Origin of the sequence: Tenuifilum thalassicum (assembly GCF_013265555.1) — a bacterium.
Lineage (GTDB): Bacteria > Bacteroidota > Bacteroidia > Bacteroidales > Tenuifilaceae > Tenuifilum > Tenuifilum thalassicum.
Genome location: NZ_CP041345.1, coordinates 2,835,640 through 2,862,528, shown reverse-complemented (window position 1 = coordinate 2,862,528; position 26,889 = coordinate 2,835,640). Strand labels below are relative to the sequence as shown.

Sequence of the window (26,889 nt, the reverse complement as noted above, 5' to 3'; positions counted from 1 at the left end):
GATGTGTATCCCCCTGTAGTTTAAAATATTCTAAATCTGATTATCCGCATTTTGAATGGCCACAGTTTTGACAGGTAAGGCAACCCTCTTGGTAAACAAGTGACTCTGCGCCACACTCTGGGCATTTTTTACCTGGTTTAGCCTTAGTGCCATCGGGAATGTAGCGGCGTAGGGCTCTTTCAACACCCGCAATCCATGAGTTGATGCTCTCATTGTCGAGCCTTAACGATGAAACAAGGTTAACCACATCGGGAATTGGCATACCGTTACGGAGTACGCCAGAAATAAGTTTGGCGTAATTCCAATATTCTTTGTTGAACATGTGTGATAAGCCACCCATCGTATTGGTGTAGCCATACTTATCAACGTACTGGAAGTCGTATCTGCTGCCGTTTTCGTCTTTAATTTTAAGGATTCTACCTTTTTTAACCGATTTTGGGACAGGTAAAACATCGTCCTCAATGAGTCCTGTGAATATTTCATAGGGGCGCCCATCGTATAAACCAACAAAGGCTACCCAGTCCTCGTGATTGTTTTTAAAACGAATAACATCACACTCTAATACTGGGGGGCGTTTATTTGGAAATGGAGAGTTGTTGTTTTTATTCTCCTCCTTTTTATTTGAAACCAAAACGCCATCGCGTGAACCTTCACGATAAACTGTACATCCTTTGCAACCACTTTCCCAGGCAGTTTCATAAACCTTTGCAACCATTTCTTCGGTAATATTCTCAGGAAGGTTAACCGTAACGCTAATAGAATGGTCAACCCACTTTTGAATGGCACCCTGCATGCGAACCTTATTTACCCAGTCCACATCGCTTGATGTAGCACCATAGTATGGTGATTTCTTTATCAACTCCTGAATTTGCTCCTCGCTATAGTTTTTAACTTCCTCAGGGTTATATCCGTTAACCTCCATCCAGGTCAAGAACTTATGATGGAATACATTAAACTCCTCCCAAGAGTCGCCAGCCTTGTCAACGAATGAAACTTTTACGTTTTTATCGTTTGGATTTACTTTTCTACGGCGCTTATAGTAGGGCATAAATACAGGCTCTATACCTGAGGTGGTTTGTGTCATCAAACTGGTTGTTCCTGTTGGAGCAATTGTAAGCAAGGCGATATTTCGACGGCCATAGGTTGTCATCTCCTTGTATAGCTCTTCGTCCTCGGCTTTCAGCCTGTTTATAAATGGATTGTCCTTTTCACGTTGGGCATCATAAATAGGGAAAGCGCCACGTTCTTTTGCCGTGTAAACCGAAGAACGGTAGGCCTCTATGGCCAGGGTTTTATGAACTACAACTGAAAAATCGGTGGCATTTTCTGAGCCATACTGTAAGCCAAGCGCTGCAAGCATATCGCCTTCGGCTGTTATCCCTATGCCAGTACGACGGCCTTCGATGGTTTTGCGACGGATTTTAAGCCAAAGGTTGCGCTCTACCGATTTAATTTCATCATCTTCTGGGTCTTTTGCAATCTTATCGAGAATGGCATCTATCTTCTCAAGTTCAAGATCAATTATATCGTCCATGATGCGTTGCGCAGCGTGAACATGCTTTTTGAAAAGGTCAAAGTTGAAGTGTGCTTCAGGTGTAAATGGGTTTTCAACATAGCTATAGAGGTTTAGCGCTAACAGTCGGCAGCTATCGTATGGGCAAAGTGGAATCTCGCCACATGGGTTGGTTGAAACGGTTCTGTAACCCAAATCAGCGTAGCAGTCGGGTACCGATTCACGAGTAACAGTGTCCCAGAATAGAACACCAGGCTCTGCCGATTTCCAAGCATTATGAATAATCTTTTTCCAAAGTTCTCGGGCATTTATCTCTTTACGGAATTTAGGGTTTGGAGAGTCAATTGGATATTGCTGTATATAGGGTTTACCCTCAACAACCGCACGCATGAATTCATCGTCAATCTTTACAGAAACGTTGGCTCCGGTAATCTTCCCAGCCTCCATTTTGGCATCTATAAACTCTTCTGAGTCGGGATGTTTAATTGAAATTGTAAGCATTAGGGCCCCCCTACGGCCATCTTGTGCTACTTCACGGGTGGAGTTAGAATAGCGTTCCATAAATGGAACTACTCCTGTAGATGTAAGTGCGCTGTTTAAAACTGGGCTCCCCTTGGGACGAATATGAGAAAGGTCGTGACCTACTCCACCGCGGCGTTTCATTAGCTGTACCTGCTCTTCGTCTACTTTCATGATACCGCCATATGAATCGGCGTTGTTATTACCAATGACAAAGCAGTTTGATAGAGAGGCAATTTGGTATTTATTGCCAATACCTGTCATTGGCCCACCCTGTGGAACTATGTAGCGAAAGTCTTTAAGCAAATCAAAAATCTCCTCCTCTGTCATTGGATTTGGATAGTTTTTCTCTATTCGTGCTATCTCCTTGGCTAAGCGCCTGTGCATATCGTTGGGTGTTAGCTCAAAAATAGTCCCAAACGAATCCTTTAATGCGTATTTGCTTACCCACACCTTGGCAGCCATCTCGTCGCCTTTAAAATACTTTACGCTTGCCTCATAAGCCTCGTCGAATGTGTACGATTTTACTTTTTGTTTCGTTTTTTGCTCCATCAGGGTGTTTTCTTTACTCATGATAATATATGTTTAATTTTTGCGAATACATCCTTATGTCACAGCGCTGACTGTGAGTTAATTATAAAAATATTTTGCTTCGGAAAATGTAACTACGAATTTATGGAAAGCAAATCACCCATACCAAATAAAAATGCTTATAAATATTAACAACAGGGCATAGTTATTAACAGGTTAAATCATTGGAATTCTTTTATTTAAAAGGGGATGTTGAGTTTCAGAAGCTTAGGTTGAAATCCTTGAGAGATAAGAGAAATTGTTTTGTCGTTTTGGGTAAGTGGTTGATTATTAGCCTAAAAAAGGCTGGCGTGTTTTTTAGTACTAGTTCTTTTGTTCTTGTATATTTCTTTAGAGTTATATGTGTTTGAAAAATAGAGCGATATGTTGTTTGTTGATGAGTTTGAGGTTAATTTAACAGCTAGGTTTACTAAATAGGTTGATTGAGATTAAAATGAAGAAGTGGAAATGTTTATTATTAAGATGTGGGTAGTGTTATAATGAACTCTGTTCCTTTGCCCCTTGTAGAGCTTACGTCAATGTTTCCATTTAATGATTTGATTATGTTGTATGTAATGTACAACCCCAGTCCGGTACCTTTCCCAACCTCTTTTGTAGTAAAAAATGGGTCGAATATTTTTTCCTTGATTTCTTCAGGGATGCCAGTTCCTGTATCTTTAATCTTTAATATAATTGATTGATTCTTCTTTAAGTACTCGGCAGTAATTTCAATTTTACCTTCATTTTCAATAGCGTCAATGGCGTTTGTTAGAATGTTCATGAGAACCTGGTGTAGCTGATTGCTCGGACATTTAATTGTTGGTAGGTCTTGTTGAATGTGTTTAACAATCTCAACATGATTCTTATAAAGACCTTGGAGCATATTTAATACATCTCTTAGTGTTTCTTGTATGGAAACCTCTTGAATGGTAGTGTTGTCGGCATGAACAAAAGTTTTTAAACTTCTTATAATTGCTGTAGTTCTATCAATTCCTGTTTCGATGTTGTTCAGCATCATTTTTACTGAGCTGTAAATCTCTTCGTCTTCATTACTGTTAATGTTCTTTTCTTTTCCAAAGTGGTTTGGGCTATGTTTAGCTGCAATTGTTTTATACCTATTAAGGTTATTCCATAACTCGTCAATTAAGCTGCCAATGGCTTGTTGGCTTCCGCTAATAAAGTTAATAGGGTTATTAATTTCATGCGCAATTCCTGCCGTAAGCATACCAAGTGAAGCCATTTTCTCCTGCTGAACCAGTTGGTTTTGTGCTTCTTCGAGTAGATGGACAGTTTGCTCTAGTTCCTCGGTTTTCAGTAGTAATTCTTCGTTTGATTCTTTTAGCTCGTTGTTAAGATCTAGTATTTCTTGCGTCCTCTCTTTAACAATATCTTCAAGGTGATCTTTGTGCATTTTAAGCTCCTGCTCATACCTTTTTAGTTTAGTAATATCAATGGCGGTTACTAGAACCTTAGAGTAATCCTCAGTATAGCCTGGTAAGGCAATCCACTTAAGAATAAGGTATAGCTCATTACCATTTAACGAACGACGAATGCTCTGGTAGTTGAAAAATTGTTCACGTTTAGCCAATGTTTTAATCACATTGTTAAATGAAATAATCGAATCTTGCGTGAAGGTATTTATGTAGTTAACGTTTGCATCATCAAGATTTTTAAATCCAAAAAGCTCATAACCTTTTTTGTTGATATTAGTAATCCTTATAAGCCTGATGGCTTCTTGAATCTCTTCTAAACCAAGGCTTTTTGAATTATCTCCTGTTTGGTTATTTGATTTTGTAAAATCACTTGAAAAAAGAAAAAGTTGAGAAAGGTCCATTTCAAGCATTGCAATAGGTGCGTTATCAAATAGGCTCTGAAAATGTTGCCTGCTTATATTAAGCTCGCGAGTTCTTCTTTGGACCTCTTTTTCAAGCTTTATATTCATGTTTCTTTTAATCCTATAAGCCCAGGTTGCAAAAAGCAGGCTGAGGAATAGTCCAAAAAGAAAGAAAATTAGAATGTAATATCGTTTTTGTTGCCTTGCTATGATGCCTTCTTTTTCGTCTATAATTTTGTTTTGCGTTTTTATTCTATCCTGTTTTGCAGTTAAAACGGCTTGCGTTTGAGCTATCTTCCGATTTAGTGAATCAAGCTCTTTTTTTGAACTGCTAATAAGGGAAAACTGACTGTTAATCTTTTGTTGCAACCTATTACGTTCTGCATTTTTTTCAGCTAACTCTTTGGTTGTCTGTCTCAATAAGCTGTCTTTGTTTTGAATTTTAACGCTTAGCTTTTGATATTCATTTTCAGTTCTTTGAAGATTGATGGTTAGTGTTTTAATCTTTTGGTTTAGTTCTATTGCCTCTCGTTCAATCCTTGTTTTTTCTTCACTTAGTTTTTTCAAGTCATTTTTTAACTTCTCAAGATTTTGTTTTTCTTTTGTAAGTTGCTGGTATGTTTTCAGATAAGTGTTTTTTAAATCGATAAAGCTCCCCCCTAGAGCAATAAGTTTTGGATTTAAAACAAAACCATTTTCTTCCAACGATTGCTTGTTTATTTCAAAGGAAATATTGTTGCTCTCGGCATTATAGTAAAGATTTACCATTGTCAGAATCTTATCTTTTTCATTATCAGTATATAGTAGAACACCCTTCCCTGAAACTGATTGGTATAATTTATTTAATAGATTTGATTTTGATTCGCCCAAAAATATAATTTGATATTTCTCAGGAGTTTGTGTTATTGAGCTATTGTAGTGTACTTCAAAACTTTTTCCATTCAATGAATAGGTGTTCTGTACCTTTCTAATCTCATTATAAATAAGTGTATCGTCATCAATAATTAGGATGGAGTATTTTTTAAATTCATTCTTGTTTGGCCATTCAATAAATTTTGAAATGTTAAGTATTAGGGCAGCTTTAATTTTATGTTCTGGTACTTGTTCTTTATCCTGATATTTATCTATGTTTCTTTTATATGTGTTTTGTGATGCATTAAAGCCATTTAAATAGGAGAGGAATGTCAAAATTGATATAAAAAGCAACTTATAATGCATGTTAAATAATGATTGGTTGAATAATCGAGCAATTTATGAAAAGCGAGCATTAAAGTCAATTGATATTTGCTGAAAATAGTTTTTTTAGATGAAATAAATTGAACTATTTTTGTGAATTACAGAAATTCTCATTTAAGCAATTATGACACAGGAAGAACTTTTCAAAAAGTTGATTGCACACAGCAAGGAGTATGGATTTGTATTTCCATCGAGTGAAATTTACGACGGGTTAAGTGCCGTTTACGATTACGGGCAGAATGGGGTAGAGCTAAAAAATAACATTCGCCGATACTGGTGGGAGGCAATGACTCGTCTCAACGAAAATATTGTTGGTATTGATGCAGCTATTTTTATGCACCCGCAAACCTGGGTGGCTTCCGGACATGTTGGCGCATTTAACGACCCACTAATTGATAATAAGGATAGCAAAAAGCGTTATCGTGCCGATGTGCTTATTGAAGAGTGGATGGAGAAGCAAAGAGGGAAAATTGAGAAGGAGGTTGAAAAGGCTCGCAAACGTTTTGGTGAGAAATTTGATGAAGCGCTTTTCAGACAAACCAATCCTCGAATACAGAGCATTGCCGAAAAGATAAACGCGGTAAATAGCCGTATGGTTGAAGCATTGGAGCAGAATAATCTCGCAGAGATTAAAAAGATAATAGAGGATTGCGAAATTGTTTGTCCTATCTCAGGTACTAAAAACTGGACAGATGTTCGTCAGTTTAACTTGATGTTTGAAACCAAGTTGGGTTCTGTAAGCGATGATGCTAGTACTATTTATCTTCGCCCAGAAACTGCTCAGGGTATTTTTGTCAACTACATTAATGTGCAGAAAACTGGACGAATGAAAATTCCTTTCGGAATAGCTCAGGTGGGTAAGGCTTTTCGTAACGAGATTGTTGCGCGTCAGTTTATTTTCCGCATGCGCGAATTTGAACAAATGGAAATGCAGTTTTTTGTTCGTCCTGGTGAGGAGATGAAGTGGTACGAGTTTTGGATGGAAAAGCGTATGCGATGGCATCGTGCCATGGGCTTTGGCGATGAAAAGTATCGCTACCACAAACATGAAAAGTTAGCCCATTATGCTAATGCCGCTTCCGATATCGAATTTGAATTCCCATTTGGATTTAAGGAGGTTGAAGGAATTCACTCTCGCACCGATTTCGACCTTGGCAATCATCAAAAACATTCGGGTAAGAAGTTACAATATTTCGACCCGGAGCTAAATAAGAGTTATATACCTTATGTAATTGAAACATCAATAGGCTTAGATAGGACCTTCTTACTTGTTCTCTCAGCTGCCTATGCCGAGGAGAAAATTGCGAAGGAGGATGGTTCTACCGACGAGCGTGTTGTACTTCGAATCCCTGCACCGCTTGCGCCTGTTAAGCTAGCAGTTTTCCCATTGGTTAAGAAGGACGGATTGCCCGAGATGGCTCGAAAAATTATGGACGATTTGAAGTATGACTTTGCTTGTCAGTACGAGGAAAAGGATACTATTGGTAAGCGCTATCGCCGACACGATGCTATTGGAACTCCGTTCTGCATCACTGTCGACCATCAAACTTTAGAGGATGAAACCGTTACCATTCGGTACCGTGATACCATGGAGCAAGAACGTGTTCCTGCATCGCGTTTACGCGAAATTATGGCCGATAAGGTTTCGCTATCAAATATGCTACGTCAAATCTAACTAAACACTTGCCGATATGAAAATCGATATGAAAAAGGTTACACCACACATTGTAGCATTTGTGCTCTTCTTGGCTGTGCCACTCGCATATTTTTACCCGCAACTTCAAGGTAAAAAGTTGGCTCAGCACGATATTGCAATGTGGAAAGGTTCCGCAAAAGAGATACTTGATTATAAAGCCAAAACTGGCGTGGAATCGCTTTGGACTAACAGTATGTTTGGTGGTATGCCTGCCTATCTCATATCGGCTAACTATAAAGGAAATCTATTAAAAAAGGTTGACCATTTTTTGCATACCGTAGGACGGCCAGCAAGCTTCATTTTTATTACCATGTTGGGGTTCTATTTCCTGCTTCTTGTTTTTGGAGTTAACCCGTGGCTCTCCATTGTGGGGGCAATTGGTTATGGTTTGTCAACCTACTTTTTAATCGTAATTGGGGCTGGGCATAATGCTAAAATACATGCTATTGGCTACCTAGCGCCCTCGATTGCTGGTATGATCCTAGCCTTTCGAGGGAAGTGGCTTGCAGGGTTAGCGGTGTTTGGATTAGCCTTTGGGTTAAGTCTTAATGCAGGCCATCCTCAAATCACCTATTATGGCGCATTTATAATGGGTGCAATCTATTTATACTATTTATTTGAGTCCATTAAAGAAAAAGCCCTTAAACAATTTGCAAAAAGCACTGCTGTGCTTCTGGTTGCAGGTATTCTAGCTTTTGGGGCCAACTTTACATACCTATGGTTTACCTACGATTATGGAAAGGATTCGATCCGAGGTAAGTCTGAGCTATCTCATGAGCAGCACAATAAAACATCGGGGCTCGATAGAGACTATGCTACGCAATGGAGCTATGGTGTTGCCGAGACTTTTAATATGCTTATTCCTAATTTGATGGGTGGTTCCAGCACAATGGATGTTGGTAACAAATCGGAAACATTCAAATTTTTAAGAAGAAACGGAGTTCCCTATAACCAGGTAAATGCTATTATCAGCAACTTACCTACCTATTGGGGGCCTCAACCATCTACATCTGGCCCTGTTTATATTGGTGCCATTTTGATTTTTCTTTTCGTCTTTGGAATGTTTATCCTTAAAGGACGATTCAAGTGGTACTTATTTGGTGTAACAGTTCTGGCAATAATGCTTGCATGGGGGAATCACTTTAACTTTTTAACCAACCTGTTTTTCGATTACTTCCCATTTTATAATAAGTTTAGAACTGTTTCCATGATTTTGGTGATTGCTGAGTTCACCATCCCACTTATTGCTATTCTTGCACTTAAAGAGGTGCTTCAGGGCGATATACCTAAGGATGAGTTTTGGAAAGCTCTTAAATGGTCTGCAGGTATTGTTGGTGGTATTTGCCTGTTTTTTATGCTTTTTGGAACTAGCCTATTTTCATTTTCTGGTTTAATCGATAATCAGTTGGGTTGGCCAAAGGAAGTAGTTGAGGTTATGCGAAAGGATAGGGCAAATCTACTGTTTAACGATGCGTTCCGCTCTTTATTCTTTGTTCTTTCTGGCGCAGCAGTATTGGCTCTTTTCTATATGAAAAAGATAAAATCTACTGTACTAGTTTTACTGTTAGGTGTATTAATAACTACAGATTTATGGGCAGTAGATAAACGCTACATGGATAACAGCGGGTTTCAAATACCAAAGAAGGTAGAAGAGCCTTTCACCCCTACCGAAGCCGATAAACAAATTCTTGCCGATCCTGATCCAAATTTCAGAGTGTTCAACCTCACAGTTAGCCCATTTAACGATGCATCTACATCATACTTTCATAAGTCAATAGGAGGGTACCATGGTGCCAAGCTCCGCCGGTATCAGGATTTAATTGATTTTCACCTGTCAAAAGGAAACATGGCGGTTTTCAACATGTTAAACACCAAGTATATCATTCAACCAGGTAAGGAAGGACCTGTTGCTGTGCTTAATCCAGATGCTCTTGGCCATGCATGGTTTGTTGATTCCCTTAAACTAGTTGATAACCCCGATGAAGAGATTGATGCTTTAAATAGTTTTAATCCAAAAACTACCGCTATAGTTGATAAACGGTTTAAAGGTTATGTAGATGATTTTAAATTTGGGAATTCAGCACAGGGCAATATAGAGCTAGTTGAGTATAGACCAAATAGGCTAAAATATAAGACAAGCTCAACTGCAACCCAACTGGCTGTTTTTTCAGAAATATACTATCCTAAAGGATGGCAAGCCTATATCGATGGAAAGCCCGCAGATCACTTTAGGGCCAACTATGTACTTAGAGCGATGATTGTTCCTGCTGGTGAGCATCAGATTGAATTTGTATTTGATCCGCCTTTATGGAAAAAAGGAACCTATGTCGATCTTGCCTCTTCGTTACTTATTATTCTTATATTTGTTGGTTGGGTAGGCATAGAATTAGCCAAGGTTTTGAAAAAGTAAAGAAATGGCAAATCCCACAAATAAAGCAACTAAAGGCCGATTGAGGAGTTCTTACATATCCTCGATAATAAGTATTTCATTAGTACTTTTTACACTTGGTCTGCTCGGGATTCTTGTTATTAGTGCACATAAATTATCGGCATACGTCAAAGAGAATATTGGCTTTGATATCTACTTAAATCAGGATGTTACCGATGCCGATGCATTATACCTCAAAAAGCAGCTTGATGCTTCAACCTATATTAAATCAACACAATACTTTAGCAAGCAAGATGCCGCTCGAATAATGGCAAACGAGTTGGGCGAAGATTTTGTTGCTTACCTAGGTTACAACCCATTAAATGCATATATTGAGGTTCGATTAAAGGCCGATTATGCTAATAACGATAGCATTGCTAAGATTGAGCAATGGCTTAAACGTTTCCCTCAAATCAGCGAGGTTGATTATCAGCGTTCACTCATTAATTTAGTTAATGAGAATGTCAGCAGAATAGGATTTGTAATACTTGTATTTGCTGGCCTTATGCTCTTTGTCTCCCTAGTGTTAATTAATAACACAATACGCCTTTCGGTTTATTCAAGGAGGTTTATCATTAATACAATGAAGCTGGTTGGTGCTAGCTGGGGCTTTATTCGTCGACCGTTCCTGCTAAAAAGTATATTGCATGCGCTATATGCTTCGTTTATTGCTATATCTCTTCTAGTAGCATTGCTTTATGCTATTACCAAAGAGGTTGCTGATATTGTTTCTGTTCTACAACCCGAAAGCATTATTTTTGTTTTTGCTGCGATTACAGCAGTAGGAATTTTTATAAACTTTTTAGCCACTTTGTTGGCTGTTAATAAGTTCTTGCGCTTGGCCACTGACGATTTATATTACTAACGAGTTAAATTTTATAATATGTCTGCAAAAAATAGCAAACCAAAATTTGTTGAATCTAAGGAGAATCAATTCCCTCTGTCATGGACAAATTATAAGCTAATGATAATTGGCTTCTTAATTATTGTGCTCGGCTTTGTACTAATGATTGGTGGAGGATCAACCGATCCTAACGTTTTTAATCCGGATATTTTTAGCTTTAGAAGAATAACTATTGCTCCTATCGTAGTTCTCTTTGGCTTCGCGTTCGTTGGTTATGCAATAATGAAGCGCGATAAAAAGGATAAGTAATTTATTTGTATTCATTAAACTTAAATTGGAATGACCATCTTTCAGGCCATCGTGGTGGGTATTGTTCAAGGTTTAACAGAGTTCCTGCCAGTTAGTAGTAGTGGGCATATTGAGCTATCAAAGGCTATTTTAGGAGTTCATTTAGAAGATAATTTAGAGTTTAGTATTGCTGTACATGTGGCTACAGTTCTTAGCACTTTGCTTGTGTTTAGAAAGGAAATTGTTGAGCTTATAGCAGGTTTGTTTAGGTTTGAAAACAACCAGCAAACCCAGTATGTTTTTAAACTTTTGGTTTCTGCCATACCCGTTGGAGTAGTTGGAGTCCTTTTTAAAGATGAGATAGAGTCGCTTTTTGAGGGTAACCTTATCGTGGTGGGGGTTATGCTACTGGTTACTTCAGCCCTTTTGGCTTTAACCCGTTTAATTAAGCGACCCATTGCAAAACCAATTACCTACATAGATTCAATAATAATTGGCATATCTCAAACTTTTGCCATTTTACCAGGCTTGAGTCGTTCAGGTGCAACAATTTCAACAGGTTTGCTATTAGGGAAGGATCGGGATGAAACAGCAAGGTTTTCATTCCTTATGGTTATCATCCCTGTATTGGGGGCTGCTTTTATCGATATTGTTAAAGGTGATGCTGTTAATGTCCTAACTGCTCCAGTTATTGCTGGTTTTATTGCAGCTTTTGTTTCGGGATTTCTGGCTTGTTCTTTTATGCTAAGAATCGTTCGTAAAGGAAATCTTTACTGGTTTGCTATTTATTGTGCCCTTGTAGGTGTGATAGCCCTTATGTTTGTATAGGCTCATGGAAGTAAACAGGTTCGATAGGTTACAGGAAGGTGCAATTCTATTGGTCGATAAGCCATATGAGTGGACTTCTTTTGACGTGGTAGGGAAGATACGTTCGCTTATTAAAAAGCATCTGGGAATAAAATCTATTAAGGTAGGGCATGCTGGTACACTTGATCCATTAGCAACAGGTTTGCTTGTTATTTGCACGGGAAAGGCTACCAAAAAAGTAATGGTGCTTACTTCCGAAAATAAAGAGTATGTTGCAAAGATTAAGTTGGGCGAAACAACCCCTTCATTCGATTTGGAAACAGAAGTTGATGCAACCTTCCCAACCGATCACATTACACTTGAACTTGTTAAAGATGCCTTAAAGCGTTTTGAAGGCCCACAAATGCAGCAACCTCCAGCACATTCTGCAAAGTATGTGAATGGTAAACGCGCCTACAACCTTGCACGGAAGGGAATAGATCCTAAACTCCAACCCGTACCAATTGAGATTTTTTCAATAGAACTTGAGGAGTTTAACTTACCTTACATTACTATCCAGATTTCTTGTAGCAAAGGCACATATATCCGTTCACTTGCTCGGGATATTGGCGTTGAACTTAATTCTGGTGCACACCTTGTTGAACTATGCAGGACACGTAGCGGAGACTTTACCTTAGATAGTGCTTTATCGCTTCAGGAAGTAGAACAAAAAATTAAAGAAGTTTGTAACAAATGAGGATAATCGCCGTATAAGGTGCACATGCTTAAAAATTTGTATTATTTTTGTAATTTCCTAAAAATAAGGTTAAAACTATTGACATTGCCTATTGGCAGGTTATATCTTTGTGCAAACTTTTGAAAAACTTACAATATGAAACTATCGCAGTTTAAGTACAACTTACCAAAGGATTTAATTGCAAAATTCCCTGTAGAAAATAGAGATGAGTCCAGGTTAATGGTGCTTAATAGAAAAACTGGGAAGATTGAGCATAGAATCTTTAAAGATATTATTGAATACCTTAACGAAAACGATACGCTGGTTTTTAATAATACTAAAGTTTTTCCAGCACGATTATATGGAAATAAGGAGAAAACAGGCGCTGAGATAGAAGTATTCTTACTTAGGGAGTTAAACAGGGAGCAACGCCTATGGGACGTTCTTGTTGACCCTGCACGTAAGATTAGGATTGGTAACAAGTTGTACTTTGGGGAAGATGATGTTCTTGTTGCAGAGGTTATCGACAATACTACAAGTAGGGGGAGAACGCTTCGATTCCTTTTTGATGGAACCTACGAAGAATTCAAGCAAACCCTTTACAAGTTAGGCGAAATGCCTGTTCCTAAGCATATTCTACAGCGCGAAGCTGTTCCAGAGGATAGGGAACGATACCAAACTATTTATGCTAAGCATGAGGGTGCAGTTGCTGCTCCTACTGCTGGACTTCATTTCAGCAAGCATCTTCTTAAACGACTTGAGATAAAAGGTATTAACTTTGCCGAAATTACTCTACATGTAGGCTTGGGTAATTTCCGTACTGTTGATGTTGAAGACCTGACCAAGCATAAAATGGATTCTGAGCAGATTCTAATAACTCCTGAAGCTGCTGATATTGTTAATAAAACGAAGCGCGAACAGCATAACGTTTGTGCTGTTGGAACAACAGTTCTTAGAACGTTGGAAAGCTCTGTTACAACCGATGGTTTCTTAAAGCCAATTGAGGGTTGGACCAACAAGTTCATCTTTCCACCTTACGATTTTGCTGTGCCTAACATGTTGGTGTCTAACTTTCATCTGCCATACTCAACCCTGTTGATGATGGTGGCTGCATTTGGTGGTTACGATTTGGTAATGGAAGCTTATAAAGTAGCAGTAAAAGAAAAATATCGCTTTGGCACCTATGGCGATGCCATGCTTATCATTTAACATTTCGTAAAGCAATATATAAAGAGGCTAGTTCATATACTAGCCTCTTTCTTTTTTATTTAATCACCTTTTTGAAGAAATCGTTACCCTTATCATCAACTAAAATAAAGGCTGGAAAATCTTCCACTTCAATTCTGTAAACTGCTTCCATACCAAGTTCAGGGAACTCAATTAGTTCAACTTTTTTGATGTGTTCCTGAGCAAGTACTGCTGCAGGGCCACCAATGCTTCCAAGATAAAACCCTCCGTGTTTTTTACAGGCATCAGTAACTGCCTGACTCCTATTCCCTTTTGCAATCATTACCAAACTACCACCATTCGATTGGAATAGGTCAACATATGGATCCATGCGTCCTGCAGTTGTTGGGCCAAACGAACCTGATGGCATCCCACTTGGTGTTTTTGCAGGTCCTGCATAATAAATTGGGTGATTTTTAACGTATTCCGGGAGTCCTTCGCCGGCATCTAAGCGTTCTTTTAGTTTGGCATGGGCTATATCGCGTGCTACAATAATTGGCCCTGTAAGAGATAATCGGGTACCAACAGGATGCTTGGTAAGTTCCGAGAGAATATCCTTCATTGGTTTGTTGAGGTCTATACGCACCGCTTCATCTTCCTCATGCTTACGCCACTTCTCAGGTATGAATCTACCCGGATTTTTTTCGAGCTTTTCAATCCATATGCCATCCTTGTTTATTTTAGCCTTTATGTTTCTGTCGGCAATACATGAAACTCCAATCCCAACTGGGCATGATGCTCCATGGCGAGGAAGCCTAATTATTCTAACATCAAGAGCTAAATACTTTCCTCCAAACTGGGCGCCAATTCCTATCTCGTTAGCCGCTTTTAAGATTTTTTCTTCGAGTGCTCTATCTCTAAATGCACGCCCATGTATATTGCCTGATGAAGGTAGGTTGTCGAAATACTTTGCGGATGCAAGTTTTACCGCTTTCATGGTATCCTCGGCTGAGGTGCCTCCAATTACAATGGCAATGTGGTATGGTGGACAGGCCGCAGTACCTAGGTTTTTTATCTTATCAATGATGAATGCTTCAAGCTTTTCTGGTGTTAAGAGTGCCTTTGTTTCTTGAAAAAGCTGGCTTTTGTTTGCCGAACCTCCACCTTTGGCTATGAACAGAAATTCAAACTCATTGCCAGGAGTTGCATATATGTCGATTTGCGCCGGGAGGTTTGTACCAGAATTCTTTTCGGTGAACATATCAAGGGGAACCGTTTGGGAATATCTAAGATTTTCTTCGGTGTATGTTTTAAATACTCCCTTCGAAAGAAATTCGTAATCATTTGCTCCAGTCCAAACTTTTTGGCCTTTTTTGGCAAAGATTGTTGCCGTACCAGTATCTTGGCATAAGGGAAGAACCCCCTTTGCTGCAATTTCAGCGTTTCGTAGCATTACCAATGCAACGAACTTGTCGTTTTTGCTTGCTTCGGGATCTTCTAAAATGGCAGCTATCTGCTTAACGTGTTCGGTTCGGTAAAAATACGAAACATCATGCAAGGCTGTGCGAGCCAGGAATGAAAGTGCTTCAGGCTCAACCTTTAGGACCTCCTCTCCGTTAAAATTTGATGTGGAGACAAAGTCTTTTGTTAGTAGGTAGTACTCGGTTTCATCCTTTTCAATAGGAAACCTTTCTTGGTAAAAAAATTCTGGTGTGGCCATAGCTTTTGGTTTTATTTATTTGAGCAAAAAAACTTGCGTTACAAATACTTTCCCGTTAGCCGATTGATAGACCCCGATTCCAGTCAAGTTAAAATTCCCCTCTATAATATCTCTCTGATGAGTGCTATTCATCCATGCATCAAACAGTTCCTTTGGTGACTGGTAGTCGTAACCTATTAATTCAACCATTTGTGATGCATTGTATCTGTGTAGTAACGATTTAATTGGATCGTTGAAGCCTGGAGGGCCAATGGGAACTTTCCCTGCAGCCATTGCTTTGGAGTATTTTAATGCTTCGGAGTGTATGGTGGCGTCGTTTTGTAGCTCATGCAACCCAAGCATCTTTCTGTGCTCATTTATTAAACGCAGAACCTCCGCTTCATACTCTGCTGGTACTACTTTAGGCTTCTCAGCACTTTTTGCAAATATTTGTGTAAAAAAGTAGCTCCCATTTGGGGCTCTTGCTATTCCTATTCCAGTTAAGTTGAAATCGTCTTCTATGTTTTTTCTATGCGGTGGGCTTGCTAACCAACCGCTTACAATATGTGTTGCATTTAAAGGGCCATTAGCAATGTTTTCTGCTCCTGATGAAATGTCCAAAAAGCCGCTCAACCTTGTAAATCTCTCATTAAATCCCTTGTGGCTGAAGGTGATTTTTCCTTTTGCCATGTTTTGCGAGTGGGTTAAGGCTTCGCGTTTTATATAATCGTTTGAAATGAGTTCTTGTTTCCCAATTGATTTTCTGTGTTCATTTATTTGTCGTAATATTTCCTTTTCGGTATTTAAAATTTCGGTAGGCTGAGCTTTTGCGACAAATGATAGAATGCCCAAAAACAATATAAATACGCTTATCCTTTTCATGTTAATCTTATTAAAAAATGTTGTCGATATTCTCTGGTGGTATTCCTATTACTGCCTTGTATTTTGATATTACAATGGGGCGTTGGAGTAGTTTGGGGTTTTCTATTATGATTCTAATCCATTCATCTTCGTTGAAATTTTTGTTCTTAAGGTACTTTTTGTAATATTCTTCTTGTGTTCTGACCAGCTCAATTGGTTTGAGGTTCGACTTTAACAGAATTTCTTTTAGCATATCTTCGCTCAATCCTTCATCGAGATATTTTACTATTTCAAAATCTTCGGTTTTTGTACGAAGATACTCAAGGCCCTTGCGACTTTTTGCGCACCATGGATTATGTAAAATCTTTATCATAATTTATATAGTTTTGTAAGATACTAAACCTCAGATTAAAATACAAGTTAGCTTGTTTTTACAAATCTCTAATATATATCATTTGTTGAAAAAATTTTACTTTTAAGAAAATTGTATTTTTGAGGAATGCATAAACCAATACATACCCTTGCCTTTCTTGTAGCGTTGGCTTTTATCTATTTGTGCTTTTCTTTCCTTTTGCCAAAAGGTGAATTGGTAATTGGTAAAGTAAAAGTGCACATTCCAGGTTGGAGTATAAAAGCTAGTGATAATAATGGGATACTAGCAAACTGTAGTAGATTTAATTATAATGCTGATGATACACTAGGAGATGATTACACCTTAAAATCACGACTGCTCGATACAGTTAAGCTCCCCATTAAAGATACGCTTTCAGGAAACGATACCCTTAGAAATAACAGAGTTAAGTATATAGTTGAAAAATCTTACTCTGAAGGGATAGAGTATAACTCCCTAAAGAATTTTATTGAATCGCTGAATCAATCAGATTCAAGTGGTATTAATGTTTTATATTATGGCGATTCACAGATAGAGGGCGATAGAATAACTGATAGGCTTAGAGTTGCATTACAAAAGCGATATGGTGGGGTAGGAGTGGGAGCCCTTCCATACTGGAATCCATCATTTGTTCCTTATGGAATATGGTTAACCTCTCGTTCTGCTAAGCATATTGCATTGCAAAAAGCAGACAAAAGTCAGAGGCGGAAAGCAATCTTAGGTGCTTTTTCTGAATTAGAACCCTCAGAGAATTTTAAACAGATTTTAGAACTAACTGTAAGTTCTAAACGTCGTTTTCCAATGTTAAATATACTAGTTGGAGATTGTGATTCAATTGCTTCCTTTAAGTTGATGGTTGATGGGAAGGAGCATACCTTAACATCAATTAAGGATGCTAATGTTGTCGACCTCGTTTCATTTAAATTACCCAGTAGGTATAAGCGAGTTTCTATATTGGTGAAAAGCAAAAGTGCATTAAAACTATATGGGGTTTTTGCCTCGTCTGGTAGTGGTGTTTTTGTTAACAATATTGCGCTAAGGGGGTCTTCTGGAAACTTCTTTACTGAATTTGATTTTCATTTGGCAAAAAGGGTGTACAGCCTTCTGAATGTCAGGTTGGTAGTTCTTCAATTTGGAATAAATGTAGTACCATCAAATTTAAAAAGTTATAATTTTTATAAGGGACTTTTAGTTAAGCAGATTAATGCTATAAAATCATTTGCCCCCAATGCTTCAATTATTGTTGTGGGGGTGTCGGATATGGCTGGTAAGTTTAATGGAGTACTTGAGTCATACCCAAGTGTTTTGAAAGTCCGCGATGCACAACAACAAGCGGCGTCTGAGTGTGGGGTTGCTTTTTGGGATGCATTCGCAGCTATGGGCGGGAAAGGGTCAATGATTGAATGGGTGAACCAAAACCCATCGTTGGCAACTAAGGATTATACCCATTTTACATACCTTGGTGCAAAACGTATGGGTGAACTATTTTCTAAAGCATTGATAAATACTGTTGAAATGAAACATTTATTAAGTGAAAATAAAGTGATAGGTGTAGAAGCTAACGATTCAATAAGATGAGGTTCTTTTTATTGAAAATATTTAGCATTATTGTTTTTTTGGTATTTATTCCTTACCAATTACATGTTGTTGATATTGATGTCCCCACAGAGCACCTTCTTGTCAATCTTGATGATAATGTCATTAGAAATACGAGAGCTGATATGCTGCGAGATAAAAGCTTAGTTTCAATTATCCATATGGGCGATTCACATGTTCAGGCTGGTATTATTTCAAGTACGCTGAAAAAGAATATAGCAGATAGGTATGGTGTTGCAAAAATGTCGCCAGGGTTGCTATTCCCGTATTCTATTCTTGGGTCGAATAATCCGGTGGATTATGTTTCTTATCACTCTGGAATCTGGCGTTTTCAGAAGGTAAATGGTGCAAAAACAAAAATTCCTAGTGGTCTTTTTGGTGCCTATGTGGTTACTTCGGATAGTGGTGCAACAATCTCTTTTAAACTTAAGCAGCGAAACGGAATACAACCAAGTTTTAACCGTATCGGTGTTTTCTATAAGACCATGTTAAACGAGGTACCAGTAGTATTAACACCTCAGGCTATCGAAGTGCAAAGAAGTGAAGGGTACGTTGAGTATGCAGTTAACAGTGAGGATGATTCCTTAACCATAGGGTTTAGGAATGAGCTAAATGGTGAAATCATTATACAAGCTGTAAATTTGTGGCACACCCATACCCCTTTTTCTGTGAGCTCAACTGGATTAAATGGAGCTGCTTTCTCTGGTTATAATAAATCCATATTTATAGAAGAGGAACTTAAACTACTAAATCCCAATTGCATAATAGTTTCCTTTGGTACAAATGATTCCTATACCAATGTGTTTGATAGCACAAGATTTAAACGTGAGCTAAAGCAATTTATTGAAAAGGTCAAAACGGCGTGTCCTAACTCTTTGGTGATACTTACAACACCTAACGACCATCTTTTTGAAAAGGCAGCTAGCAACCCTAATGCGCTTATGGTTTCATCTATGATAAAAGATTTTGCAGAGCAAAGAAACTTACCCTATTGGGATTTTTATACTATCATGGGAGGATATAGCAGCATTAGCTCATGGATGGACCTTGGTTTTGCGGCTCCCGATGGCATACATTTCAAGCCCAAGGGGTATGAGCTGCAAGCAAACCTTTTGTTCGATGCCATGCTAAAAACAAACATCTTTGAATATTTTAACCCCAATGGACCAGCTAACTAATTTAATACTCGATTTCTTAAAATATCACGATGGCGATTCGCTAATTTTTACACAGGCTAGTTTTTGGGTGTTTTTTGGTGTTTTATTGCTGGGGTATACACATGTTTATAATCGGCCAATTGCACGTAGTGCATACCTTTTGGTGTTTAGCCTATTCTTTTATTTTAAGTCGAGCGGTTTATTCTTTTCTTTGCTCCTTTTCTCCACAGTTGTTGATTACTCCATAGGCTATTTAATCTCTATCTCAAATAGTGAGACCAAAAAACGATGGTTGGTTGCCTTAAGTGTGTTCGTTAACCTTTCTGTCCTATCGTATTTTAAGTATTCCTACTTTCTTGTAAATCTAATAAATAGCATCTTCGAAACTAACTTTGTGACTGTTAATTATTTGGCTCTTTGGTCTAACTCCTTATTTCATACTAGTTTTGATACATTAAACATTCTTTTACCTGTAGGAATATCGTTTTATTCGTTTCAAACAATAAGCTATACGGTTGATGTCTATAGGGGAAGAGTTAAACCTGTGAAAAATATTATAGATTTTGCCTTTTATGTTTCCTTTTTCCCGCAATTAGTGGCTGGCCCAATTGTTCGTGCTTCTGAGTTTATTCCTCAAATTTTTAGAAAATACAACCTAAGTGCTAAAGAGTTTGGCCATGCTCTTTTCCTGATTTTAGGCGGTCTGTTTAAAAAGATGGTAATATCAGACTATCTCTCAGTTAATTTTGTTGATAGGGTGTTCGATAACCCTTTGTCTTTTACAGGCTTTGAAAGCCTTTTGGCAACCTATGGATATGCTCTTCAGATTTATTGCGATTTTTCTGGTTATACCGACATTGCAATTGGGCTTGCCTTGCTGTTAGGGTTTCGCCTTCCTATTAATTTCAACGAACCTTACAAAGCAAATAGTTTGACCGATTTTTGGCATAGATGGCACATCTCACTTTCGTCGTGGTTGCGCGATTATTTATATATTCCCTTGGGTGGTAACCGGAAAGGCAAGTTAAGAACGTATATCAATTTGATGATAACGATGCTTTTGGGAGGGCTTTGGCATGGTGCACATTGGCGGTTTGTGGTTTGGGGTGGTATACATGGAGTCGGATTGGCCATAGAAAAAATGATCTCGAACTTCCGAAAAGTAAAAGTAGTTTGGAACAAGCCACTTAAAAGATTCCTTGGAATCTTTTTAACCTTTCATCTGGTCTGCTTTTCTTGGATTTTTTTCAGAGCCAACAGTTTTGCAACGGCTTTGCAGCTGATAAAAAAGATCTTTACTGATTTTGGCATTAACTATGTGCCAATTATCGTGTTAGGTAATTTAGATGTTCTTGCAATGTTAACCTTGGGATTTCTATTACATTGGCTACCCTTTAATTTAAAGGAAAACATTCGAGGTAACTTTATTAAATCTCCTTGGTATGTAAAACTACTGGTTGCTTTCGCGATTATTGTTATAATAGTTCAATTCCAGTATTTGGGTATTAAGCCTTTTATTTACTTCAGGTTCTAATATAAAATAAAAGCCCTTGACTTCTCAAGGGCTTTGTTGACCTACCAGGACTCGAACCTAGACTAACAGAACCAAAATCTGCTGTGCTACCATTACACCATAGGTCAAACCTGTTGCTTTAAAAGCGATGCAAAAATAATAACGCAAATATTAAAATGCAAGTTTTTTTAAATTTTTTAAAATTTATTTCGCAGGCCTAAGCCCTTTTTGGGTCATAACCCATGTCTTCCCGACTAGCTCATCAGGCCAGTAAATGCAGTTTGGCTGGTTCTCGTCCAAAATGTATGCAAGGGTTTCATCAATATAAATTTTTTGCCCAACAGGCAAATGTAGTTCTATTGTAACACTTTGGTTCTTCCATTTAATATCGTTGGGTATAACAAAAATTGGATCAAAGGTTATTACTGAATCTTTCTGTGTGATACTGTATTCAACCATTTTTGCATTCCTTTTTGCAATGAATCTATTTGTCCCCCTTGAGTTCTTTATTATGGTAACCGCTGGTTTGTTTTCTTCCGATTTTTCTATAATAAGCTTTGGCTCACCTGAAAGAAGTTGTTCGCCTTTATAGTCAATAAGTTTTAGGTTAAGTATTGAGGTGCTCAACTGTTGAATCGTACTGTCGGAAATGTAATTGAACGATTTACAATATAAGGTATGTGGTGCCCTTGGGTCTGTTTTAATTAATACTTTGCTAACATGTTGACCACTAGCAGAAAAACTTTTGACTTGTAGGAATGTTGTTATTGATAAGGCAAAAATGGCTGAAGCCCAAAGAACAAGCGCTATTATTGCAAGGTTTTTATCTTTAGCTTTTACTCTAAAAATAATTCTAAAACCTGCATAAATCAATGCTACTATTGGAATGGCAAAAACAAGGAAGAGCGGGATGGTAATCCAATAACCACTACTTATATCAATAACAGATGATATGATTTCGTTGAGTGATATGCCAATGCCGCCTAAAAAGGTAAAATGGCTCAAGCCATAGGATGCAAAGAAAATGGCAAAAACTAATGAAATGAACAGAAGTAGCATTCCTGCAATTAAAACAGAGCCTATGATTATTGCAATAACCTTTACAATAATCCCAATTGCTTTAAGTATGTAGATTAAAATTTGTCCTAAAAGATTAATTAGTTTTCCTAGAATCCCATCCTTCTCCGACTTTTTAATTTTAGTGCCAATTGAGTTAATATCTTCTTTAATCTCGTTTAAAAGATTATCAATTGATTGCTTGTCGCCCATCATTTCCATTTTTTGTAGTGGCGTTTTTGCTTTGGGTATGGAAAGCCATAGTATTAAATAAAAGAGCAAGCCAAACCCATGCAGGAAAAGGAGACCAATGAATATTGCTCTGAAAACCAGCGGGTCAACTCTAAAATATGCGCCAAGGCCACTACAAACTCCAGCAATAATGCCTTCATCTGAGTCTCGGTAGATACGCTTTCGGTGGGTATAATCTTGTTTTTTTTGTTTTTGGCTATTAACGTCTTCATCGGGATAGCCAATTTGCTCTACAATGCTATTTATGGTTTCTGGAGGAACCACTTTCTTGGGTTTTACTCTCTCCGATAAGAGTTCTGCAATTCGGTATTCTATATCAGCTAATACCTCTTTTGCAAACGATTTGTTGCTCAGGCGGCTTTCAACTTCGTTTAGGTATTTCGTTAGTATTGAGTATGCTTCTGCCTCCAAGGTGAAAGAAATACCTCCTATGCTAACATCAACTATTTTGTCCATTTTTGTGTATCGATTTTTGTTTTATTCTTTATCGTTACTTTGCTTCCCATATCGGATAGTATCTACCAGCTCAACAAGCTCATCCCATCCCGAATTCAATTCGGCAAGGTATTGCTTCCCTTTTTCAGTAAGCGTATAATACTTTCTTGGGGGGCCTTGTGGCGATTCCTCCCATCGGTAATTAAGTAGACCAGCATTCTTCTGACGTGTTAGTAAGGGATATATTGTTCCTTCAACTACAATCATTTTAGCAGCTTTAAGCTGATTGATAAGATCGTTAGCATAAGCATCGCCTCTGGAAAGTAGGGTAAGTACACATAGCTCTAGCACCCCCTTTCGCATTTGCGCTTTTGCATTTTCTACTTCTGAACTCATGGTTTTACGTGTTCTAGTGAATAGTTGGGTTTACTTTATATTGTTGATGTTGAATTGCTCACCCTTCATCTCAAGTCGCTCCGATGGAGTTTTTGCTGGGGGAATAACAATCCAAAGTACCAGGTATATTAGTATGCCAATCCCGCCCCATAGGGCAAGAAGCACAAATACAAGTCTAAATAATACTGGATCAACTTTCCAGTAATGCCCCATTCCTGAACAGATTCCGCCTAATACCCTTTCCTCTAAATCTCGATAGAGTTTAGGATATGCTTTTTGGCTTACCGATGATGTGTTTAGATCATCGCTATCTAAGTCGCTTGGAGTTCCTATTGTGGCTATCACGTTTTTCACGTTTTCTGTATTTATTACCTGTCCTTCTACCTTAATAATTTTATCAAAGTGCTCGGCAATCCTTGTTTCAATATCATCCAAAATTTCTGTCTTGTTTTCATCACTCTGGAAGTGGTATTCTAAGCTAGATAAATATCGTTCTAGCATCTCGTAGGCATCTTCGTCAAGAATATATGCCTTGCGGTTTAAACTTGCTGATATTGTTTTCTTCATGTTTGTTGTTTTTGAAGTTGTGTGAAATGATTAGTATTTGTTTATTGCAAATATATGTATAAAATTAATACTATGCAAAACAAGGTACTGAAAAATAAATGAAACTTTCTCATTCATTGTTTGTTTGGTAGTACTAATATTTCATTGTATTTTGTAAGTCGATTAAATTTGAAAAGATATGAAAGGTGTTTTAAGAAAGATGAAGTTTGAAAACGAGGGGGGCGAGTACCAAGTTAAGCCAAGCTACTACATAGAACTTGAGGAAGGTATGCTCAAGATGAATGATCTTGTAGGTCAAAGCATTGGTCTAAGATATCAGCATGAGATATATTGTATAAGTTGTGGCAAAAAGATAAAGAAGTCGTATGGTCAGGGTTTTTGCTATCCATGTTTTATAAAGGTACCCGAAGCAGAAGAGTGTGTATTAAGACCGGAACTATGCAGGGCCCATGAGGGAATAGCAAGGGATATCAAATTTGCCGAAGAAAATTGTCTGGTCGATCACTTTGTATATTTGGCCTGGACAGGTGGTTTAAAGGTTGGCGTTACTCGTTACCATCAAATTCCAACTCGTTGGGTCGATCAGGGAGCCACTTATGCTATTAAGATTTGTAAAACACCAAACCGCTATAGTGCTGGAATTATTGAGGAAGAACTTAAGGCTATTTTGTCAGATAAAACGGCTTGGCAACGAATGTTAAAAGATAGGGAAGAAGTGCCTAAAGATTTTTTAGCAGAAAAGGCAAAGGCTTTGGAATTTTTAAACGGAAAGGGATTTGATTACCGACCTGAGGAAGATATCGTTTATACAATAACATACCCCAAAGTTGAAACACTTCAAAAAATTAAGTCTTTAAATTTGGATAAGGTTGATTTTATAGAAGAGAAACTGATTGGAATAAAAGGACAATACCTGATATTTGAATCAGGTACTGTGTTTAATGTTCGGAATCATACAGGCTATTTGGTGGAATTTAGCGTTTAAATGTTTGATATATCCATTGCGATTTTTAGTATCTTTACAAGTTGACCATTTTGGTCAAAGGTTGGAGTATATGATTCTAAGAGGGTATACTCCTTTCCTAAAAGATTAATCTTTGTTTTATGTTTATGAGTTTTGCCATTAAGAATTTCGTTCCATGTTTTTTCAAATGATTTTTTCTCTTCGTCGGATAGCACCAGGCCATCAGAATAATGCATTCCAATAATATCCTCTCTCTTAGCGCCCAAGAAATTAAGATAGCCATCGTTAATGTTTACAACATAACCATTGGTATCGTACTCCATGACAAATGCAGCGGTATTTAGAGCATTGATAAGGCTCTCAAATTCAAAGGTTCTTCGTGCTGCTTCTTCTTGAGTAGCTTGAAGTTCCTCCATGTTTTGGCGCATCTCCTCCTCTTGTGCTGCCATCATTTCTGCCTGCTCTTTTGATTTCATTAAAAGTTCAGCAGTAAGAGAGTTTACCTTAACTGAATTAAGGGTTGATGCAATGCTGTTGGAGAGGTCTTTTAGGAATTCTATTTCATGTTCTTTAAACTCTTGAAGTGATGCTATCTCAATTACTCCAAGTACTTGGTCTTCAAAAATAAGAGGTACAGCAATAATGAAGTTAGGGTTAATGCCACCAAGACCAGAAGTAATTTCAATATAGTCTTGCGGTACTTCCTTTAGTATTATGACATCCCGTTCTGCGGCACATGCTCCTATAATTCCTTCAGCAAAATGGTAGCTTCTTTTCATTAGCCTATTTCTATCGTAAGCAAACATTGCTACCATATCAAAGGTTTTATCACCAGTTTCAGAATCTTCATTCAGTAAGAAAATTCCTCCAACCGATGCGTTTAGATGCCAGACCAAGTTTTTTATAAGTTCTTGACTAAGTAGAGTAAGATTATCGTTGTTTTGGCGAAGAATTTCACCAAATTTAGCCATCCCCTCGTTTATCCAACGTTTTTTAGATTCTTCAACCTTTCTTTGTTCTTCTTCTTCACGAGCTTTGCGTAAATTATCGCGCATTTCCAATAGCGACTTACCTAAGTGATCGTCTTCGCTTAAAAGATCTAGATCAACTGAAAGATTACCTGAACCAATTTCACTTGCAAATTGTGTTTTTTTATGAATCCCAATTAGCGATTTCTCTACCGCTGCAGCCATTTGACTAATCTCGGTGTTCCCTTTTGTGTCTAATTTTATGTCTTTAATTATTTTACCTTTAGCAAAGTCAAGAATTATTTGTGTGATTGTCTTAATGGGTTTAGCAATATTGTTCGATACTATATAAATAACAAGTATCATAACCAACAGTCCTATAACTGCTAGAATAAAACTGGTGTTATAATTCTTATTTGCAGCAGCAAGAATATCGTTAATAGGAACTGCAATTCCTATTGCCCATGGTGTGTTAGTTTTTCCTATTTTTATTGGCTCAAAAGTATAGTAAATCCCATTACCCTTTTCGTCGGTATGTGAAAAGCTAAAGCTTTTCCCTTTTTTTATCTTTTTGAGAATACCATACTTCTCATTGAACTCAGGTAAAATGTCAGCTATGTTTTTTTTGTAAATTGTTGAATCGGGGTGGGCCAGAAAGGTGCCATTATTTGAAAGTAAAAAGGCAAAAGTATTAGGGTAGGGCTTAATTTCGTGAACTAGGTTCTGAAATCGAGTAAGGATAAGATCGGCACCAATTAATCCAATAAACTTTCCATTTTCAAGCAAAGGCGATGTAAGTGTGGTCATCATTTGGCCGTTCTGCAACTCAGAAATATAGGGTTCTGCAATTAATTCTTTTGCAGCTTTTTTCATACTTTCATACGTTGGAGGATCGCCGTCTAGGCTTCTCATCTCAGTCTTTGTTAAATATTTTCCATTTCGTTTATAAACAATATGAAAGTATCGGCCATAAGGCTTTTTCCATGATGTGTCAAGATTGCTCAATTCCCAACTATCCCAATAAGCATCTACTCTGGGTGTAGTTTTAATTACCCTTTCGTACATCGGGTAGATTAGCTTTTGCCATTTATCAAATGGAAGCTGTTTGTATTCAAGAAATGTTGTGGCAAGAGTACGGGTTACGGCAAAGTCTTGGTTTATCCAGCTCTCAATGTTTAAAGCGTATTGGCGTGCATAGCTATTTGTTAGCTTTATGGCTTGATTGTATGCTAATTGACGCGACGAAGAACTGATAAAGTAAAACACTACAGAAAAAACAACAATTGCAGTACCTAATATAAAGTACAATATTTTTTGCCTTATGGTTAGTGATATCTTCATGGGTGAACGGTTTTGCGAATATTACTATCACAATATTACAAAAAAATGGTTGATTTATCTTTAAACAATATGTTTA

The 26,889-nt window shown here is 37.7% G+C and carries 20 protein-coding genes and 1 tRNA gene; 11 read left to right on the top strand and 10 right to left on the bottom strand.

The features are described from left to right. Positions 1–40: 40 nt before the first annotated feature. On the bottom strand, positions 41–2,605 hold the full coding sequence (locus FHG85_RS11890; protein WP_246249218.1) for an adenosylcobalamin-dependent ribonucleoside-diphosphate reductase: 2,565 nt from the start codon (positions 2,603–2,605) through the stop codon (positions 41–43). 475 nt (positions 2,606–3,080) lie between these two features. Next, positions 3,081–5,654, bottom strand: coding sequence for a YfiR/HmsC family protein (locus FHG85_RS11885; protein ID WP_173076174.1), 2,574 nt, complete (start codon positions 5,652–5,654; stop codon positions 3,081–3,083). Positions 5,655–5,796: 142 nt separating this feature from the next. Between FHG85_RS11885 and FHG85_RS11880 the strand changes: the two genes are divergently transcribed. The 7 genes from FHG85_RS11880 to queA all read left to right on the top strand — a co-directional run bounded on the left by FHG85_RS11880 (position 5,797) and on the right by queA (position 13,659). Beyond that, positions 5,797–7,347 (top strand): glycine--tRNA ligase, encoded by a 1,551-nt coding sequence (locus FHG85_RS11880; RefSeq protein ID WP_173076171.1) that lies wholly within the window; start codon positions 5,797–5,799, stop codon positions 7,345–7,347. A gap of 16 nt (positions 7,348–7,363) precedes the next feature. After that, the gene (locus FHG85_RS11875) at positions 7,364–9,778 is read left to right on the top strand and encodes a YfhO family protein (protein WP_173076169.1); all 2,415 of its coding nucleotides are present in this window, start codon (positions 7,364–7,366) and stop codon (positions 9,776–9,778) included. Positions 9,779–9,782: 4 nt separating this feature from the next. Then, positions 9,783–10,661 carry a cell division protein FtsX gene (locus tag FHG85_RS11870; protein ID WP_173076167.1) on the top strand — a complete coding sequence of 293 codons (879 nt, stop codon included), beginning with the start codon at positions 9,783–9,785 and terminating at the stop codon, positions 10,659–10,661. An 18-nt stretch (positions 10,662–10,679) separates the two neighbouring features. Then, positions 10,680–10,949 carry a DUF3098 domain-containing protein gene (locus tag FHG85_RS11865; protein WP_173076165.1) on the top strand — a complete coding sequence of 90 codons (270 nt, stop codon included), beginning with the start codon at positions 10,680–10,682 and terminating at the stop codon, positions 10,947–10,949. Between the two features lie 30 nt (positions 10,950–10,979). After that, positions 10,980–11,756: an undecaprenyl-diphosphate phosphatase gene (locus tag FHG85_RS11860; protein ID WP_173076163.1), complete on the top strand. Its 777-nt coding sequence runs from the start codon at positions 10,980–10,982 to the stop codon at positions 11,754–11,756. Positions 11,757–11,760: 4 nt separating this feature from the next. Then, positions 11,761–12,471: a tRNA pseudouridine(55) synthase TruB gene (gene truB, locus FHG85_RS11855; RefSeq protein ID WP_173076161.1), complete on the top strand. Its 711-nt coding sequence runs from the start codon at positions 11,761–11,763 to the stop codon at positions 12,469–12,471. A gap of 135 nt (positions 12,472–12,606) precedes the next feature. Further along, positions 12,607–13,659, top strand: coding sequence for a tRNA preQ1(34) S-adenosylmethionine ribosyltransferase-isomerase QueA (gene queA / locus FHG85_RS11850; RefSeq protein WP_173076159.1), 1,053 nt, complete (start codon positions 12,607–12,609; stop codon positions 13,657–13,659). Between the two features lie 55 nt (positions 13,660–13,714). Here the strand turns inward: queA and FHG85_RS11845 are convergent, their stop codons facing one another. From FHG85_RS11845 to FHG85_RS11835, 3 genes are read right to left on the bottom strand one after another with little or no spacing between them, the layout of a single operon-like run. Beyond that, positions 13,715–15,337 (bottom strand): fumarate hydratase, encoded by a 1,623-nt coding sequence (locus FHG85_RS11845; RefSeq protein WP_173076157.1) that lies wholly within the window; start codon positions 15,335–15,337, stop codon positions 13,715–13,717. Between the two features lie 15 nt (positions 15,338–15,352). Beyond that, a complete protein-coding gene (locus tag FHG85_RS11840) occupies positions 15,353–16,198 on the bottom strand; it encodes a CAP domain-containing protein (protein WP_173076155.1) in 846 nt (281 codons plus the stop codon). A gap of 10 nt (positions 16,199–16,208) precedes the next feature. After that, the gene (locus tag FHG85_RS11835; protein WP_173076152.1) at positions 16,209–16,550 is read right to left on the bottom strand and encodes an arsenate reductase family protein; all 342 of its coding nucleotides are present in this window, start codon (positions 16,548–16,550) and stop codon (positions 16,209–16,211) included. 126 nt (positions 16,551–16,676) lie between these two features. On the opposite strand from FHG85_RS11835, the gene FHG85_RS11830 reads away from it, so the two are divergent. Genes FHG85_RS11830 through FHG85_RS11820 form a run of 3 tightly spaced genes read left to right on the top strand, consistent with a single transcriptional unit; the run spans position 16,677 to position 20,855 of the window. After that, positions 16,677–18,146: an SGNH/GDSL hydrolase family protein gene (locus FHG85_RS11830; RefSeq protein ID WP_173076150.1), complete on the top strand. Its 1,470-nt coding sequence runs from the start codon at positions 16,677–16,679 to the stop codon at positions 18,144–18,146. Further along, positions 18,143–19,342 (top strand): GDSL-type esterase/lipase family protein, encoded by a 1,200-nt coding sequence (locus tag FHG85_RS11825; protein ID WP_173076148.1) that lies wholly within the window; start codon positions 18,143–18,145, stop codon positions 19,340–19,342. Before FHG85_RS11830 ends, FHG85_RS11825 begins: the two co-directional genes overlap by 4 nt. Beyond that, positions 19,308–20,855, top strand: coding sequence for an MBOAT family O-acyltransferase (locus FHG85_RS11820; protein ID WP_246249216.1), 1,548 nt, complete (start codon positions 19,308–19,310; stop codon positions 20,853–20,855). Before FHG85_RS11825 ends, FHG85_RS11820 begins: the two co-directional genes overlap by 35 nt. 36 nt (positions 20,856–20,891) lie before the next feature. On the opposite strand, the gene FHG85_RS11815 is transcribed toward FHG85_RS11820, so the two are convergent. The 4 genes from FHG85_RS11815 to FHG85_RS11800 all read right to left on the bottom strand — a co-directional run bounded on the left by FHG85_RS11815 (position 20,892) and on the right by FHG85_RS11800 (position 23,540). Beyond that, a tRNA-Gln gene (locus FHG85_RS11815) sits at positions 20,892–20,962 on the bottom strand. Between the two features lie 76 nt (positions 20,963–21,038). Continuing rightward, entirely contained in the window at positions 21,039–22,598 is a 1,560-nt protein-coding gene (locus FHG85_RS11810; RefSeq protein WP_173076146.1) for a PspC domain-containing protein, read from the bottom strand. A 21-nt stretch (positions 22,599–22,619) separates the two neighbouring features. Continuing rightward, positions 22,620–22,973 carry a PadR family transcriptional regulator gene (locus FHG85_RS11805; protein WP_173076144.1) on the bottom strand — a complete coding sequence of 118 codons (354 nt, stop codon included), beginning with the start codon at positions 22,971–22,973 and terminating at the stop codon, positions 22,620–22,622. A gap of 30 nt (positions 22,974–23,003) precedes the next feature. Continuing rightward, positions 23,004–23,540 carry a PspC domain-containing protein gene (locus tag FHG85_RS11800; protein WP_173076141.1) on the bottom strand — a complete coding sequence of 179 codons (537 nt, stop codon included), beginning with the start codon at positions 23,538–23,540 and terminating at the stop codon, positions 23,004–23,006. A 178-nt stretch (positions 23,541–23,718) separates the two neighbouring features. Here FHG85_RS11800 and FHG85_RS11795 point away from each other — a divergent pair, with 178 nt between their 5' ends. After that, positions 23,719–24,525: a DUF2797 domain-containing protein gene (locus FHG85_RS11795; RefSeq protein ID WP_173076139.1), complete on the top strand. Its 807-nt coding sequence runs from the start codon at positions 23,719–23,721 to the stop codon at positions 24,523–24,525. Here the strand turns inward: FHG85_RS11795 and FHG85_RS11790 are convergent. Next, complete coding sequence (locus FHG85_RS11790) at positions 24,522–26,813, bottom strand: GAF domain-containing protein (RefSeq protein WP_173076137.1); 2,292 nt, start codon at positions 26,811–26,813, stop codon at positions 24,522–24,524. The genes FHG85_RS11795 and FHG85_RS11790 overlap by 4 nt on opposite strands. Positions 26,814–26,889 lie beyond the last annotated feature (76 nt).

Excerpts from the sequence above, each read along its gene's own strand:
- truB (WP_173076161.1), top strand. The coding sequence starts at position 11,761 with ATGGAAGTAAACAGGTTCGATAGGTTACAGGAAGGTGCAATTCTATTG.
- FHG85_RS11860 (WP_173076163.1), top strand. The coding sequence starts at position 10,980 with ATGACCATCTTTCAGGCCATCGTGGTGGGTATTGTTCAAGGTTTAACA.
- FHG85_RS11840 (WP_173076155.1), bottom strand. The coding sequence starts at position 16,198 with ATGAAAAGGATAAGCGTATTTATATTGTTTTTGGGCATTCTATCATTT.
- FHG85_RS11825 (WP_173076148.1), top strand. The coding sequence starts at position 18,143 with ATGAGGTTCTTTTTATTGAAAATATTTAGCATTATTGTTTTTTTGGTA.
- FHG85_RS11880 (WP_173076171.1), top strand. The coding sequence starts at position 5,797 with ATGACACAGGAAGAACTTTTCAAAAAGTTGATTGCACACAGCAAGGAG.
- FHG85_RS11870 (WP_173076167.1), top strand. The coding sequence starts at position 9,783 with ATGGCAAATCCCACAAATAAAGCAACTAAAGGCCGATTGAGGAGTTCT.
- FHG85_RS11805 (WP_173076144.1), bottom strand. The coding sequence starts at position 22,973 with ATGAGTTCAGAAGTAGAAAATGCAAAAGCGCAAATGCGAAAGGGGGTG.
- FHG85_RS11810 (WP_173076146.1), bottom strand. The coding sequence starts at position 22,598 with ATGGACAAAATAGTTGATGTTAGCATAGGAGGTATTTCTTTCACCTTG.
- FHG85_RS11865 (WP_173076165.1), top strand. The coding sequence starts at position 10,680 with ATGTCTGCAAAAAATAGCAAACCAAAATTTGTTGAATCTAAGGAGAAT.
- FHG85_RS11800 (WP_173076141.1), bottom strand. The coding sequence starts at position 23,540 with ATGAAGAAAACAATATCAGCAAGTTTAAACCGCAAGGCATATATTCTT.
- FHG85_RS11890 (WP_246249218.1), bottom strand. The coding sequence starts at position 2,605 with ATGAGTAAAGAAAACACCCTGATGGAGCAAAAAACGAAACAAAAAGTA.
- FHG85_RS11835 (WP_173076152.1), bottom strand. The coding sequence starts at position 16,550 with ATGATAAAGATTTTACATAATCCATGGTGCGCAAAAAGTCGCAAGGGC.
- FHG85_RS11885 (WP_173076174.1), bottom strand. The coding sequence starts at position 5,654 with ATGCATTATAAGTTGCTTTTTATATCAATTTTGACATTCCTCTCCTAT.
- FHG85_RS11830 (WP_173076150.1), top strand. The coding sequence starts at position 16,677 with ATGCATAAACCAATACATACCCTTGCCTTTCTTGTAGCGTTGGCTTTT.
- FHG85_RS11875 (WP_173076169.1), top strand. The coding sequence starts at position 7,364 with ATGAAAATCGATATGAAAAAGGTTACACCACACATTGTAGCATTTGTG.
- FHG85_RS11795 (WP_173076139.1), top strand. The coding sequence starts at position 23,719 with ATGAAAGGTGTTTTAAGAAAGATGAAGTTTGAAAACGAGGGGGGCGAG.
- FHG85_RS11790 (WP_173076137.1), bottom strand. The coding sequence starts at position 26,813 with ATGAAGATATCACTAACCATAAGGCAAAAAATATTGTACTTTATATTA.
- FHG85_RS11845 (WP_173076157.1), bottom strand. The coding sequence starts at position 15,337 with ATGGCCACACCAGAATTTTTTTACCAAGAAAGGTTTCCTATTGAAAAG.
- queA (WP_173076159.1), top strand. The coding sequence starts at position 12,607 with ATGAAACTATCGCAGTTTAAGTACAACTTACCAAAGGATTTAATTGCA.